The sequence below is a fragment of the Microcoleus sp. B4-C2 genome, from assembly GCF_036705265.1.
GTDB lineage: Bacteria > Cyanobacteriota > Cyanobacteriia > Cyanobacteriales > Microcoleaceae > Microcoleus.
On sequence record NZ_JAUBUB010000012.1, the window covers coordinates 18746 to 33697 of the forward strand.

General features: G+C 45.6%; 14 protein-coding genes. 6 read left to right on the forward strand and 8 right to left on the reverse strand.

The features are described from left to right. Positions 1–287: 287 nt before the first annotated feature. Complete coding sequence (locus QUB20_RS06610; protein WP_333244963.1) at positions 288–722, forward strand: hypothetical protein; 435 nt, start codon at positions 288–290, stop codon at positions 720–722. 73 nt (positions 723–795) lie between these two features. Beyond that, positions 796–2073 (forward strand): bifunctional sterol desaturase/short chain dehydrogenase, encoded by a 1278-nt coding sequence (locus QUB20_RS06615; protein WP_333244961.1) that lies wholly within the window; start codon positions 796–798, stop codon positions 2071–2073. Positions 2074–2223: 150 nt separating this feature from the next. Here QUB20_RS06615 and QUB20_RS06620 read toward each other — a convergent pair whose 3' ends face one another. After that, entirely contained in the window at positions 2224–2823 is a 600-nt protein-coding gene (locus QUB20_RS06620) for a glyoxalase-like domain protein (RefSeq protein WP_333244958.1), read from the reverse strand. A 120-nt stretch (positions 2824–2943) separates the two neighbouring features. On the opposite strand from QUB20_RS06620, the gene QUB20_RS06625 reads away from it, so the two are divergent. Then, positions 2944–3348 carry a gamma-glutamylcyclotransferase gene (locus QUB20_RS06625; RefSeq protein ID WP_333244955.1) on the forward strand — a complete coding sequence of 135 codons (405 nt, stop codon included), beginning with the start codon at positions 2944–2946 and terminating at the stop codon, positions 3346–3348. Positions 3349–3368: 20 nt separating this feature from the next. Here the strand turns inward: QUB20_RS06625 and QUB20_RS06630 are convergent, their stop codons facing one another. Then, complete coding sequence (locus QUB20_RS06630; RefSeq protein ID WP_333244952.1) at positions 3369–4109, reverse strand: response regulator transcription factor; 741 nt, start codon at positions 4107–4109, stop codon at positions 3369–3371. Positions 4110–4168: 59 nt separating this feature from the next. Next, on the reverse strand, positions 4169–4456 hold the full coding sequence (locus QUB20_RS06635) for an ATP-binding protein (protein ID WP_333244949.1): 288 nt from the start codon (positions 4454–4456) through the stop codon (positions 4169–4171). 526 nt (positions 4457–4982) lie between these two features. Here QUB20_RS06635 and QUB20_RS06640 point away from each other — a divergent pair. After that, a complete protein-coding gene (locus QUB20_RS06640) occupies positions 4983–7400 on the forward strand; it encodes an NACHT domain-containing NTPase (protein ID WP_333244946.1) in 2418 nt (805 codons plus the stop codon). Positions 7401–7633: 233 nt separating this feature from the next. Here the strand turns inward: QUB20_RS06640 and QUB20_RS06645 are convergent, their stop codons facing one another. From QUB20_RS06645 to QUB20_RS06655, 3 genes are all read right to left on the reverse strand, one after another. Continuing rightward, positions 7634–8221, reverse strand: a complete 588-nt coding sequence (locus QUB20_RS06645; protein WP_333244943.1) for a zf-HC2 domain-containing protein — start codon at positions 8219–8221, stop codon at positions 7634–7636. Between the two features lie 139 nt (positions 8222–8360). Further along, the gene (locus QUB20_RS06650) at positions 8361–9020 is read right to left on the reverse strand and encodes a sigma-70 family RNA polymerase sigma factor (RefSeq protein ID WP_041622468.1); all 660 of its coding nucleotides are present in this window, start codon (positions 9018–9020) and stop codon (positions 8361–8363) included. A gap of 93 nt (positions 9021–9113) precedes the next feature. Then, the gene (locus QUB20_RS06655; protein ID WP_333228440.1) at positions 9114–9605 is read right to left on the reverse strand and encodes a molybdenum cofactor biosynthesis protein MoaE; all 492 of its coding nucleotides are present in this window, start codon (positions 9603–9605) and stop codon (positions 9114–9116) included. 636 nt (positions 9606–10241) lie between these two features. Here QUB20_RS06655 and QUB20_RS06660 point away from each other — a divergent pair. Further along, complete coding sequence (locus tag QUB20_RS06660) at positions 10242–10646, forward strand: SH3 domain-containing protein (protein WP_333055329.1); 405 nt, start codon at positions 10242–10244, stop codon at positions 10644–10646. A gap of 280 nt (positions 10647–10926) precedes the next feature. Here QUB20_RS06660 and QUB20_RS06665 read toward each other — a convergent pair whose 3' ends face one another. Continuing rightward, positions 10927–11907 carry an aspartate carbamoyltransferase catalytic subunit gene (locus QUB20_RS06665; protein WP_333055331.1) on the reverse strand — a complete coding sequence of 327 codons (981 nt, stop codon included), beginning with the start codon at positions 11905–11907 and terminating at the stop codon, positions 10927–10929. 639 nt (positions 11908–12546) lie between these two features. Between QUB20_RS06665 and QUB20_RS06670 the strand changes: the two genes are divergently transcribed. Further along, a complete protein-coding gene (locus QUB20_RS06670) occupies positions 12547–12765 on the forward strand; it encodes a DUF4327 family protein (protein ID WP_193973492.1) in 219 nt (72 codons plus the stop codon). Between the two features lie 193 nt (positions 12766–12958). On the opposite strand, the gene QUB20_RS06675 is transcribed toward QUB20_RS06670, so the two are convergent. Next, positions 12959–14200 carry a protein kinase domain-containing protein gene (locus tag QUB20_RS06675; RefSeq protein ID WP_333244938.1) on the reverse strand — a complete coding sequence of 414 codons (1242 nt, stop codon included), beginning with the start codon at positions 14198–14200 and terminating at the stop codon, positions 12959–12961. Between the last annotated feature and the right edge of the window lie 752 nt (positions 14201–14952).

The following is a 14952-nucleotide window of genomic DNA, read 5'->3' on the forward strand; positions in this document are numbered from 1 at the left end:
CTTACTCAGAATTTCATCTGCGTTCATTTGCGTTCATCTGCGGTTAAAAATCCAATTAGGCTAAACTTATTGACAACCATATAAATTCTGATAAAATAATGCCAAAAATTCAATCAAGAGACATCAACCTCCGCTATCTAATTGATAACTTCGGCTTGCAGCGAGTTCGCAACAGCGAATTTTTTCGAGAATGGCAATAAAACTTACCCGAAGTAACCGACTCAGAAAAACAATTACTCGATCGCGTCCAAGACATATACTTCAACTTCGTAGACACCCCGCCTGTATTGGAAAATGCAGTCAAGCTAACAATCATCAGCCCCATTTTGTTTATTGCCGGTCTGTATGAGTCTCCTTTTCAAGTCAAAGCCGAAAAGTCTATCGCCATTCAAGAGGAAGACGAAGGCAGAATCATCGAAGGCAGAATAGATATCCTAATTATGAAAGCAAACTTATGGGTGACAGTAATTGAATCCAAACAACTTTCGTTTTCAACTGACCAAGCACTTGCCCAACTCCTGACATATATGCTCGCCGATCCCAATCTTGAAAGTCCTACTTTTGGCATGATTTCTACAGGTGCTAACTTTAGTTTTGTCAAGTTAGTTAGAGGCGAAACTCCCCAGTATGCCCGATCGGCGGAATTTGTTATTTCCAATCCCGGCAATGAATTGTACCGCGTTTTGCAGATTTTAAAACGCCTGAGTCAACTTCCAGACTAGCAATAAAAGCCATTTTGAGTTATCTTTCAAAACAGACAATCTCTAATATCTCAAATTTCAAACTAATGTGAGCATGGTAAATTACTCGATAGTCGGCGCTGTGGCAATAGCTTCTGTCTGCTGGGCAGAAATAATACGAGACTTTTATCACGTCGTGTCCCATTATTGGGCACCCCTGCAAAAGCTGCACACTTGGCATCACCGCGTTTTCCGCCCGAATTTGACCCCCGTCAGCGAGACAATTTACAAGCAAGCACACTGGCGTCACGACGTGCCCGAAGGTGCGGCGATGATGGTTTTGGGCTTGTTGCTGTGGGTTGTAGCTTATTTTGGGCTGCCGGAATATCACTGGGGCGCAGCAGCGGGTTGTATTTATACTTTAGGCTTTTTGTTGAGCGCGATCGCCCGCGCGTGCGGCATCAAAGGTGCAGACGAATTAACCGACATCACCCACCAACCGGGAGACTTCCTGACTCCCCCTGGCAAGTGGTTAGTTAATAAACCTTATCACTGGCGACATCACTTCGACAATCAAAATGCTTACTATTGCGGTACTTTCACCTTAATAGATAAACTTATGGGTACAGCACTTTCTCTCAAAGGCAAAACTGTAGCCGTCACCGGTGCATCGGGAACTTTAGGGCGTTTGCTACTCAAACACCTGCACAAAGCTGGTGCAAAAGTGATCGCCCTCTCCTCTGGAAATGAGGAAATTATTTTGGATGTAGACGGCGAAAATTTACCTGTAAAAACCGTAACTTGGCAAGCTGGCCAAGAGGCAGACTTAGCCCTATTGTTAGAAAAAATCGATATTCTCGTCATTAATCACGGGATTAACGTACAGGGAGAAAGAACAGGAGAGGCGATCGCCAAGTCATACGAAATTAACACTTTTTCCGCGTGGCGGCTGATGGAACTCTTTTTCTTAACAGTCCGTACTAACGAAAACATCGCTTGCAAAGAAGTCTGGATCAACACTTCAGAAGCCGAAGTAATTCCCGCTGTCAGTCCCCTGTACGAACTCAGCAAACGCGCCCTGGGAGATTTAGTCACCCTGCGGCGGCTAGACGCACCCTGCATCGTTCGCAAACTGATTTTAGGGCCGTTTAAAAGCAACTTAAACCCGATCGGCATTATGTCTCCAGATTGGGTAGCGCAGCAAGTTGTCAAACAAGCTAAAGGTGATGCCCGCAATATCATCGTGACAATTAATCCTTTGACTTTTATCATTTTTCCAGTCAAAGAGTTTTTTGTTTCTCTCTACTTCCAAATCTTCAGCCGGAAAGCGATTTCAGAGATTAAAGCAGTGGCGACATCGGAAAAATCTAGCGTTGAATCTAAGATTAATTGACAAACAAGAAACCCGGTTTTTTAGTAGATAAACCGGGTTTCTAACTTGGGCTGTAATACCAAATTAGGCTTTAATACCCCTTTGATTCTTTTGTCCCTCTCTGCGGAGACTAAATTTTGTGTAGGATCGGTTTTAACCGTTGAGTCTTTTCTAATTACTAACCTCAGCCATTTCAATCACGCGACCATCGTAATCCTTGACCAAAAAATTCAGCGGCTTTTCCCGGCGAATTTTATAACTAATGCCGCGAGTTTGTACCCTCATCAATAGCTGATCCAAACATTCGCGATCGAAACAAACGTGACGCGGGCGATTTTTTTCCCCTACACCGGCCCCGCTAATAATGTGCAGTTGGGTATTTTTCATCAACTGATACCACAAACCATCGGGACTCCCCAGCGTTTGAGAGGTCGTTGCCCTCCCGACATTCGGCGACAAATACAGCGGATCAATACCAGTTGTCCCCAAAGTTTGCTCGTAATTGTAGTAGTAGTGCAGCGGCACTTCTGCTACGGGCAGGTTTAGCATACCTTCATAGAACTCCCTCGCCTGTCCGAGATCCGATACCATCACCGTGTGTACCTTCGGAGCACTGGTGAGAAACATCCACATCGCCCCCGCATAGGCCGCCAGCAGCATCACCATAATCCCTTGAGTCGAAAACAAGCTGTCCAGGGGCAGGGACGGCAAAAAAGAGCTCAAGTACAAAGGCCGAAGTCCAAAAGCAATAAAACTAACTGCTAGAGTCATGAATTATAAGAAAGGGTAAACAACGAAATTTATCAAGATTGCAGTCGCGATCGCCCGCGAGACTTAAACTATTAGCTTAGCCATCTATGTTAGCAAAAACTAGCGGTTAGGCCCTACCCGATGAAAGTCTTTGTCTACGGCACACTCAAACCGGGGGAGTGCAACTACCTCCGCTACTGCGAAGGAAAAGTTGTGGATGCTTACCCCGCGATCGCCCGCGGTCAACTTTTTGCGCTGCCGATCGGCTATCCTGCGATGATGGCCGGAGATGGCACAGTCTGCGGTTTTCTCCTCTGTTTCGCAAACTCGGCTATTTTGGACGATTTAGACCGATTGGAAGACTATCATCCGCTGCGGGAACCGACACAAAACGAATATCAGCGGCAGGAAATCGAAATCTTCGATCGACACCTCAAACCTTTAGGCACGGCTTGGGCTTACTTCATGTTACCCGATCGCGTTCGTTCCCTAGGAGGCATCTGGCTGCCCGACGGCAGGTGGGAAAATATGTTTTTCACCAAATAAGGTGGTTAATGCCGATGAGCTTAGTAAATTGCCATTGCCGTGCGATCCTCTTCGAGGGCTTCGCTAACGGGCGGCTCGAATCTGTAACCGTAACCCCGAATTGTTTTAATAAACTGCGACCCACTAGCATCAACTTCAATCATTTTCTTGCGAATCTGACCAATATGTACGCTAACAACTTGCTTTTCTCCTGTGTCGTCGCAGTTCCACCCCCAGATTTTTTCGATTAGCTGTTGGCGACTCCAAGATTGACCGGAATGACTTGCCAAAAAATACAATATCTTAAATTCCAAGGCTGTTAACTTGATAATGCGATCGTTGAGTGTTGCTTCCCGACGCGCTGAATCGATCGCGAATTGATCGAATACAATACGTGATGAAGTGACAGGCCTCATGCGTCTCAACACAACTTCTATACGAATTGCCAACTCCGCCAGTCCAAAGGGTTTGCAGATATAGTCATCAGCACCTGCAGACAGGACTTTAAGTCGATCGGCTTCGTCGGTGCGGCTGCTTAGCATAATCACAAAAACATTAGTACGGCGCTGCATTTCCTGGCAGAGGTGATAGCCTGTAGTATCCGGCAAATTCCAATCAAGAACGACTAGCAGTGGCTTTAATTTCTCAAACAATGTTAAAGCCGTCTCGCCATCTGCTGCCGAATCTACTTGATATTTCTGATTTAAAAAGCGATGAACTAGAGTGCGGATGGATGGGTCATCATCCACCACAAGAATCTTGGGAGTAGTATCAGTAGTCATACCAAAAAAGTTTCTTTTTCTTGTCAATTGAAAGCTGGGAATTACAGAACAGCTTTACTTTAGTCAAGCATAAACCCCAGCTCGCTCCAAATAGCTGGTAATTCTTCAATCAACTTAGCTTGGAGGTCGAAAGGCTCTCCCATATCCCAAATTTTGACTTCTAGGCGTTCGCTAAATACGGTTATTTCAAGGTTGATCGGAGTTTCAAAGGGCAGATTTTTGTGGGCGTGGCGAACAGCATTTGTAAACCCTTCGATCGTAGCAAGTTTGCACTGCTGCAAAACTGCTTCGGGAATGGGTAGATACTCTAAAAAACTGCTCGACCCACCATAAAACTTGCGTAACACTCTTGAGGTCAGTATTTAGTTGCAAATGGATTGTTTTAATTCGATGAGGATAAATCGGATAAAAGTCTCGATTTTGTCTTTTTTTTAATCCCAAATTAAAACTGTTTAACAAACCAACTGCCCGATTCAAATAACCAGATTGATTGGTCTGCTGGGCTGGTATTATACCTGGATGAAAACTTTTCACAATTAACAGACAGTTTCGCTGGTCACAAGTGCGTGTATAGCTTAGCTTATCGGCAATTTTGCTAATAAGTTTTATGCCGATACCACGGGAGGGAATTTCATTGAAATTATTGCTCATCTTGCTATCCTTCCTCATCATTTAATAGGTATTTTTTAGACACACAAGAGACTGGCATTCTGAAGGATTAATTTTGCATGATTTATGTCTGAATTTTCGCCTGTGCCGTGCAGTTGCTGTCAGGAACATTTTCTCTTGGTTGCTGGGGTCTTGACAAACTCAGTTTGCGATCGCTAAACTGATCTAAAATTGACATTGACAATTAAAGAAGTAAATTATATAATGACGACCCTCAAAGCCTCTGAGGAGGGATTAGTAAAAATTAGGCAAGCTAGAAGAGAAAGGGGATCGACGATAGAAGACCCCAGATGGTTAGTAGAAGCTAGTCAAACATTAGAACCCGATCGAACTTGGACAGAGGCAGGCCCTTATGCCGATGGTCTGTCGCTGCCAACTTGGAGGCGTTTCTTACGAGGACAAGAACCCATTAAAGCCAATGCTTTCAAGGCTTTCTGCACGGTTTTGCAGTTGAATTGGGAAGAAATTGTCGATCGTCCTTTCGCCGCCCCTTACCAAGGGAGGGTTGGGGGGGTTAGAGATTTTTGCCAACAGCATATTGATTCGGTAGTGGAAGAGATACGGCAAAAATGCCACAGCAAAATCCAACAGCTTTACAGCAAAATGCAACTGTTGGATATTGCACAGCCCGTTGATGTCAGCAAGCTCTACGTTGAAGTCAACATTTTGGAGGAAATTACCAGTTGGCAGCCGGGAGAAATTAGCGATTTACTCAGAGGCTTCAACCCAGATGCGGATAACTTTAACCGCTTGGGATTAGGTAAAGTATGCCAGAAACGAGTCCCTGGGTTGGATGCGGTGAAATCTCACTCTAAATTGATGGTACTCGGCAAACCTGGTTCCGGTAAAACTACCTTTTTGAAACATATCGCCATTCAGTGCGATCGCTCGGAATTTGAAACAAACAAAATACCGATTTTTATCTCTCTGAAAACGTTTGCTGAAGTCGCTAATCTTGACTTATTAGAATATATCAGCGACGAATTTGCCAGTTGCGGAGTTGAGGCGCGATCGCAAACTGAATTCGCAATCAGTCAAGGCAGAGGGCTGATTTTGCTGGACGGCTTAGATGAAGTCCCAGAATCAGATAGCGATGCAGTCGTCAGACAGATTCGTCAGTTTGTCCAAAAGTATTATAACAATCAGTTTATTATTACCTGTCGAATTGCCGCTTCTAAGTACAGATTTCACGACGAAGCGTTTACCTGTGTTGAGGTAGCAGATTTTAATAACAAGCAAATCGCTGCCTTTGCTCGCAATTGGTTTGTGGCATTTTCCCAGAATATGGAGGCCGGGAAAGCTTTAGCGTCTCAATTTGTAGAGCAGCTAAAAATGAATAAAAATCAGCAAATCCGAGAACTGGCAGTAACGCCTATCTTGTTGAATCTGACTTGTTTAGTATTCCAAGCCCAAGCAAATTTCCCATCCAACCGAGCCAACTTGTATGAGGAAGGACTGGAAATTATGCTCAGAAAATGGGATGAAACTAGAGGCATTCAACGGGATGAAGTTTATCGAGATTTGAATTTGTGCCGCAAGAAACATTTACTTGCTTTTGTGGCAGCTATTACTTTTGATCGGGGCGATTACTTTATTGAAAAGAATCAAATCCAACAAGTGATTGCCGACTATCTGGCTAACTTACCCGATGCCACAACTGACCGCGTTCAGTTAGAAATGGATAGTGAGGTTGTCCTGAAGGCGATCGAGGCACAACATGGATTATTAGTGGAAAGGGCAAGAGGGATTTATTCGTTTTCTCATCTAACATTTCAAGAGTATTTTACTGCTAGAGAACTTGTTACTAATTCCGCTCCACAAGCTTTGGAAAAAATGGTCAGCCACCTGACCGAGAAGCCTTGGCGAGAAGTCTTTTTGTTGGCGGTTGGGATGTTGCGAAAAGCTGATGACTTATTGCTGTTAATGAAACAGCAAGTTGATGCACTTGTCGCTGACAATGAGCAGTTACAGCAATTCCTAAAATGGCTCAAAAAAAAATCCCTTTCGGTTGATTTTCCCTACAAACCTGCGGCAGTTAGAGCATTTTACTTGACCCTTGAATATCCCCTCCTTGACTGTGGCTTTGCCCTTTCTCTTGACCCTTATCTGAAAAAAGTTGTGGGACAAGCTCTGGAACAGGTTCTTAACCTTGCACTTGAAGGTGGTCTTGACCTTGCCCTGAATACCGTGCTTAAGGATGCGCTTGAGCCTACCCTTGGTTACATCCGCCTTACCCTTGAACGTACCCTTGTCCCTACCCTTGACCTTGTTCTTGACTGCGACCTTGTACCTGCCCTTAAGCCTGAACAAAGGCAAGCGATACAAGAACTTCTGGAACAACTGCCCGATCCAAAAAGTGACAAAGAGATATTTGCGAAATGGTGGCAAGATAACGGTCAGGCTTGGGATAAGCGATTAAGACAAATGATGATTTTGTATCGCGATATGACTCGCGTTTGGCAATTTAGCGAACAGCAGAAGTCATTGCTGAGGGAGTATTACGATGCTAATAAATTGCTGGTATATTGCCTCAATAGCGCTTCTAATGTATCTCCTACGGTGCGGCAGGAAATTGAGGAGACATTGCTGTTGCCGATCGCAAATATCAAAAAAAATCGGTGACAAGTACGCGCGTGCGAAACTATCCCGTAGGGAATCGCCCGCTCTAATTCCACTCGCTACCTACTCCGATATCAAGATGCGATCGCCCCACAATTCGTCATTCAAAGGCGGGAAAATGTCAAAGGATATATCACCTTAAAAAACTGGGAAAAACGGCAAAAAGCCCCCTTTTTTAGGGAGCTTAGCAACTTTCGTTATTGCTCAAAACAGAAATCCTACTGCGCCTTTAGCAATTACTTTTGAGGGGTTGCTACACCAACTTTGGGAATATCCACGATCGGTGCATTCACCCCAAGCATCAAATCATTGGGATTAACCATCTCCACCAGAGGCTCGTTTAAAGCCATCATCAAACCGTCAGATTCAGCAGGAACGGGCGATCGAGCAAACTGAGGAGCAAACAATTGGCGGCCACCACCGACACCGGACACCACCGCAACCAACAAAGCTGCGATCGCACCTCCACCCAAAATCCAAGTCCGTTTCGGCTTGCGTTCCACCCGCTGCAAAACCTTCGTCGCCAACTCCTGTGCAGATTGTTGTGCAGCAGGCACCGGCATTGCCTGAAAGCTCTGCTGCATCATCAGCAGTCGCGAGTACAAACGCTTCGTAGTGGGGTCATTTGTCAGCCACTCCTCAACTTGCCGACGTTCTGTCGCCGTCACTTCACCGTCGAGGTAGGCACTTAGCAATTCAAAGCGATCGCGCATCATAGTAGTTACATTGCCCTGGGCATAATTGTTGTTAACTTGATTTTGGGCGAGTGAATCCCCGACGCCTTGCTGATTTTGATTTTTATCGGATTCAAAGTTACCCTTCATATTTCACACTTGCTCTAATTGGGGAATCACGCACTCGCTATTAGAATGATTTACTGCTTATTTATATTTTAAAATAGAAGTTTTGATGTCACAGCAAACTTCATCAAATCTTCTTAACCCGCCTCTGAAATTACTCTTGCTAATTACCATCAAGATATTTTTGCAATTCCAACTGCAATCTTTGGCGAGCTCTAGCAATTCTCGACTTGACAGTTCCCAGAGAAACTCCGGTCATTTCGGCTATTTCCTCATAGGCTAAACCTTCTATTTCTCTCAAAACAATAGTAGTGCGGAAGACTTCCGGCAAATCTGCGATCGCCACCCGCAACTGGTCGTAAAATTCTCTCGTCGTCAAATCTTCATCAGGCCCCGGACTGTCTGCCGGAATTTCCCAATCAACCTCGCCATCTTCCAGAGTACGAGGTACGTCGAGCGACAGCGGAGTTCGCACCCGTTTGCGCTTCCGCAACTCATCGTAAAACAAATTAGTGGCGATGCGGCTCAGCCAGCCCCGAAATTTAACAGGCTCTTGCAAGCGGTTAATATTGCGGTAGACCCGAATCCACACTTCCTGAGCCAAGTCTGCTCTGTCTTGCCAGTCAGGGGCCAAGTGATAGAGAACCCTGTCTACGTGGGACTGATACCGCTTCAACAGTTCTGAAAAGGCCGTGGTCTCAGGTCGATTTCCTTCCTGACACCGCAACACCAAGTCATAATTAGAGAGTTTTTCGGCTGGCAATTGCACTCTTTGAACGGTCGCCACAACCGCAGACCAGGACACGGAAATAAAGTCGCTCATCGGTGGAATTGGCTCATCGAACATTCCACACTTTTTGACGTTAGGAGATCGTAACAAGTTCCCCTCTTCTATCTCAAATCTCAAATCGATTGACTAATGCCCGACAACCTCGCACGCTCCAATACTAACCCAACTGCTAGAACCGTCGGCCCAATGTTCCTTTTTCCAAATCGGTACATTGTGTTTGAGCGTATCTATGGCGTACTGGCAAGCTGCAAAGGCCGAGTCCCGGTGGGGACAGCCAACAGCCACCAGTACGCTGATTTCGCCTACCTGCAAGTGTCCGACGCGGTGGTGAATGGCGACCCGATTGACATCGGCCCACTGGCGGCGGATTTCAGTAGCAATTTGCTGGAATACTCTCACGGCCATCGGTTCGTAGGCTTGATATTCTAGGGAAACTACAGCTTGACCGTCAGTTTGGTTGCGGACTGTACCGCTCATCATTACCACCGCTCCGTTCGCGGGGTCATCTGCCAAAGCGTATATTTCCTCTACAGACAACGGCGCTAAGGTAATGGCGAAGCTGTCTGATTCATGGCGTTGAGGAATTGTGCCGATCGAAAGTGCAGCGAAGGAGTTCATTGCGAAAGAATTGGTGCTGGAGAAGTTAATTGATCTTGACACAAATCAAGTCGCGATGGATTTGTCTTGCATTCTTGTCGGGGACATAGGGCGACTAATCTTGAGACCCATCTTGTAGCACGGGCGAGGGCCCGACGCCATCGCCCCGAACTTCTGCACCAGTGCGATCGGCTACACTATGACTGGCCCGAAACAAATTAATATCGTGATTGAAGACGAGCCGGATGCTTGTTCGATCGAATTAACTGCCGATATTGCTGTAGCAATTCAATAAATCAGCACCAAAATAAGTAGTGTCATTCGCAACTCAGTACAAGCAATTTCCAACCCCAATCGATAACTTCGTTCCCTTTTGAATGAAACAGTTAAGTTTAATTGAGCCCGGAGTTCCGATCCGCGTCTGCAAAATTTTGAGCAGTCGATGTAAACTTTATTTATTTTTTTGTTCCGGAAAGCTACATCAATGACATGATATACCTGTGCAGGGTTCAGGAAAATTAGCCAATACTCGGCAAAAGCAAGACCTTAACGCCCTTTTGTGGCTTTTATGAAACATAAGTTAATAATTTGGGCTGTTAATTGAGGTTTTGACCTGAGTCTGCACCAATAAAGGTTAACAACAATCACGAGGAAACTATGGAAGCACTAGCATTGAGCCACTCTTTTGTTGCTTATGAATCTCCAGAGTCCGAACTCCAAGTCAAGTCGTTAGACCAACTGGGCTTGAAAATTCCTAATTCTGCATGGATAGGCGTTGCAGGTATGGCAGTAGCCCTATCTGTTCTGAGTGTCGGTGGCGAAGCCCAGGCAGCAGGTTGCTACCGCAAACACTGTGGCCATCGCGCCCATCACGGTCATCACAACTACGCCAAAGTTGTCACCAATGGGGGCCGACTGAATATCCGCAACCGCCCCAGTAGCTGTTCTCATGTAATCGGCAAGTTATATCGTGGAGACCACGTAAAATTAACCGGTCGTTACAAAAACGGCTGGGCACAAGTCAAAGGTGGCGGCTGGGTATCTGCGTCCTGGCTTTCCTAACTCTTAACTAGAGCACTTGACATTTCTAGAAAGAGTTTTAATCGTTACCCGGCCATACTGGGTAACGATTATTGTAAAGAGGCGATCGATCCTGAAAATCATGGAATCTCCGAAATTCATGACCACGAATTTCAAAGGTGGTATCAAGCCCCCGGATTTATCCGTGGAATCAATCCAAAATCGAAAATCGAAAATCCTCAAGAAAGAGCATTTATCTCGCGCAAGTCAATCGAAAATCCAAAATCCAAAATCTAAAATCGATTGACTAACAACTAATAGCCTAAACTTTACCGCCACCGATTAGATAAAGTAATGCCATCCGCACCGCCACGCCACTGGTAACTTGCTGAGAAATCAGGCTAAACTGGGCATCGTCCATCAAATCCGAACTAATTTCTACGCCACGGTTAACCGGGCCTGGGTGCAACACTTTCACATCCGGCTTGCAGAGTTTCAGTCGATCGCGCGTAATCCCGTACAAAGAATGGTACTCTCGTAAACTCGGCAGCAAATGGTCGCTCATCCGTTCCTTTTGCAGCCGCAAAGTCATCACAAAATCAGCATCAGCCAAAGCAGGTTCAAGCTGCCAGTGCAAAAATAACTTGCCTTCCCTACCATCGCCACACTCAGCAAACAACAGCGGCAGCAAAGTCGGCGGCCCGGCCAAATGAACCTCTGCCCCAGAAGCCGTTAAACTCCAAATATTAGACCTAGCCACCCGCGAATGCAAGATATCGCCCACCACAGCAATTTTTTTGCCCGCTAAAAGTTCCAGCCGCGGATTTTCGTTATCTAACAGAACACAAATAGTAAATAAGTCTAGCAAACCTTGCGATGGGTGTTCGTGCTGGCCGTCTCCAGCATTGAGAACGCTGACTCTTGACCCCAAGCGATCCATTTCCGAAGCAATCGTGCTGGGAACTCCAGCTTGTTCGTGCCGGATTACCATCAAATCCGTTCCCATCGCCAGATAAGTCTTAGCCGTATCCAGAATAGTCTCCCCCTTCGTTAGAGAAGAACTTCCAGGGGTAAAATTCAGCGTATCCGCTGACAGCCGTTTCGCCGCCAACTCAAAACTATTGCGAGTCCGGGTAGAAGGTTCAAAAAACAAATTCGCGACCACTTGACCCTGCAGGGCCGGCACTTTCTTCGTGCGGCGGCCGAGCACATCCCGAAAACTGGCTGCTGTTTGCAGCACCGTATCGTATTCGTCCGAGGTAAAATCAGCCAGAGTGAGAATGTGTCGCCTTGTCCAAGTCATACAATTTTAGATTTGAGATTTGAGATTTTAGATGGACTCAATCAGGACGGACGATGGGTTTGGAACTTGCTGGTACGCCCGCTGTGCTGTCGCCTTTGAATGTTCGATCGACATTTAGGGGTGGCGATCAACAGTATCCAACAATTTTCGATCGCTTTTGCGGTCAGTAGAGTTATAATCGGTTTATGTAGTTCACATCCCACTCTCACAGCGAACCCAGCGTCGAAGGTGAAACAGGTGTGGTTTACCCGCAGGAAAGCGGAAATTACGCTGTAGCAGCGAAAGCGCAGTAGTTGCAGTTTCTCCTACGCAAACTCAGCCTTTTCCAGAACAAGCCGAGCGCAGCCCTTGCATCTACTACTATGTGGAAACAATTGAGGCGGCAAACCTTCCACTGCCGATCGACAGCATACAGTGCGACATTTCACAGATGATTAATTCTTTGAAGTCGGTCTTGACTATTCAGTCTTGCTTATAGGGCCTTGTCAAAACGAACAGTGTTGAGATACAAGTTGAATATGTAGCTTCCCGACTAAAATCTACACGTATCTTGGCTAGACTGTTCTTGGCGAAACTGCGATAAAGAGTGTGCGCTGGGAAGTGGTAATTACACAAGATTTAAACAATTCAAGAGGTATTATGAGCCAGAAGGTGATACAGCCGATGGTTAAGTTCCAGCGTCAGGTGCATTCTCTCGTCACGTCTGACATTATCAAGCCCACAGACAGTATTTGGAAAATTGCTCTGCTTTACGGCGACGAATGGCCGTACTGGAAACAGCAATTGCTAGAGTTTGATTTTTCTATGCAAGACCCCGTGAGCGAATTGATAGCTGTAGAAGCTTGGGACGAAGAATAACAGAGGAGACGGAGGACTGGGGTGTCGGAGAGAAATTTTGAGGCGATCGGGTAAATTTTCTTTCATAAATTTCCGTTGCTAAATTCTTCCCTCTTCCCTCTTCCCTTTGCTCTGTTCCTAATGACTAATGACTAATGACTAATGACTAATGACTAATGACTAATGACCAATGACTAATGACTTCTGACTTCTATTAAAGGGAAGCTGCTAAAGCTCGAGCTAATTGTTGAGCAGTTTGAAAGCGATCCCCAGGCTTAGCTGCCGTGGTTCGCAAAATGGTGTCCCGCAGCTTGGGAGCGATCGTCGGAATATTTTCGAGCTTAAAGCCGTAACCTCCAGCTATTTTCCCGTAAAAGTTTTGAGGGCTTTGGGCCGTTAGCAAAAAAATTAAAGTAGGCCCAATAGCATATAAATCCGACTGAGGGAGAGGCTGTCCCCGGTCTTGTTCTGGTGCGGTGTAGCCTTCAACGCCGATGCGAGTGCCCGGAGGAGTGCCGATTTCTTTAACGGCGCCAAAATCCAGCACTGTAATGCAATTGTCGCGGTGGCGCACCAGCAAATTAGCAGGTTTAATATCCCGATGGACGATCGGGGGTTTTTGAGAGTGAATGTAGTCCAAAACCTCACAGGTTTGGATCATCCACTCTATTGCTTGTTGGGGAGCAACAGGGCCGCGGTTGTAGATGCGTTTTTCTAAATCCTCGCCGTGGAGCATTTCCATCACCAAGTATTTTTTACCCCCTTCCACAAAAAAGTCAAAAAACTGAGGAATTCCCCGATGGTGGAGGGCCTTGAGAGTTTTAGCTTCACGTTCAAACAGTTCTTGAGCTTTGGCGATTTGAGCCATATCAGCATTCATTTCCTTGAGGACTACCAGAGAAGCGGCGGGGGAACTTCCGGGTTGTTGAGCTTTCGCTTTCTCTCGATCCCAGGCTAAAGTCGTTGTCCCCATACCGCCTTGGCCCAAAGTTCTTAGCACTTGGTAGTGACGCACCGTGCGATCGACTTTAATCGGTTCGCCGCAGTGGATGCAGAATAAATTTCCCGGCGGGTTTCCCGCGTGGGTACACCTTGGTGTCACGAGATTGACGTTGGGGTTCGCCTCAATCTTGCCGCCGACTTCAATCGTAATAACTTGGAAATGCAGAATTGGGCCGCCCCGCGCCAACTGGATCAGGGCACCGTCGGATATCCAACCCTGAGACATGAGAATACCGTTAACCAAAGTGCCATTTGTCCCGGAATTGACTAAGTACCATTGGCTGGACTTCCCGCTATTAACTCTTTGCAATTCCAGATGCTGCCGCGACACTAGAGCATTGGGGATCACAACGTGATTTTCAGGAGAGCGGCCGATGCGAATAATGGATTCGCTCTGGAAACTCCACTGTTGCAGGGGGGTTTGTTTTTCTGGATCTAAAAGAGTCAGCAGCATTTTCGATTGATGTGGTTGAACTCCCTGATGTGGCAGTGAGAGGTGGCAAGAATTTACAGATTAGGGACGTAGGGCTTTGAAAAATTAGAAATTAAAAATTAATTATGAGCTTCACAGGTTAGTTTCAGGAAAACTTTATAATATCCTGATTATGATTAAAGATTTCATAAACAATTAAGTTATAAATACTTTTTTGGGAACAATTATCCGTAAAATTTCTGAGGGGTCGATCGCTCCTTAAAACACAGTAGATCGATTTAAAAATTGAAACTATAAAAAGTAGGTAAACAATCGCTAAACTTTTACGTAAATTTGCTGGAGCAGCAGGTTGTGATTTACCCCCACATCTATAGGTAGGGCCGGCAGTTCCGGCCTAGACCCAAATTGCCCCAAGAGCGATCGAGTATAAAACAGATTTCGCATCAGCCCGCCTGCTGACCGAAAGAATCCAGGATACCCGCCACGTGATTCATCCGTCCAGAAATAAAAAACCTGTATCAGATGAAACTTGCCGAACGTATTTATGCGTGGGGTCAATGCTTCAATTCTAAAATCTAAAATCTAAAATCTAAAATCGATTGACTCACTTCATTTTAGTTGATTTTTTTTCATTAGACTAACTATTTTTGTAAGTGAAAGCTCTTTCAACTATGATGAATCCACTTACTATAAAGCAACTTTTTCCGGTAGATTCCCTGAACAGAGTCTCAAAATTAAAGCTACGGATAAATGGTCGGTACTCTACAGCTTTT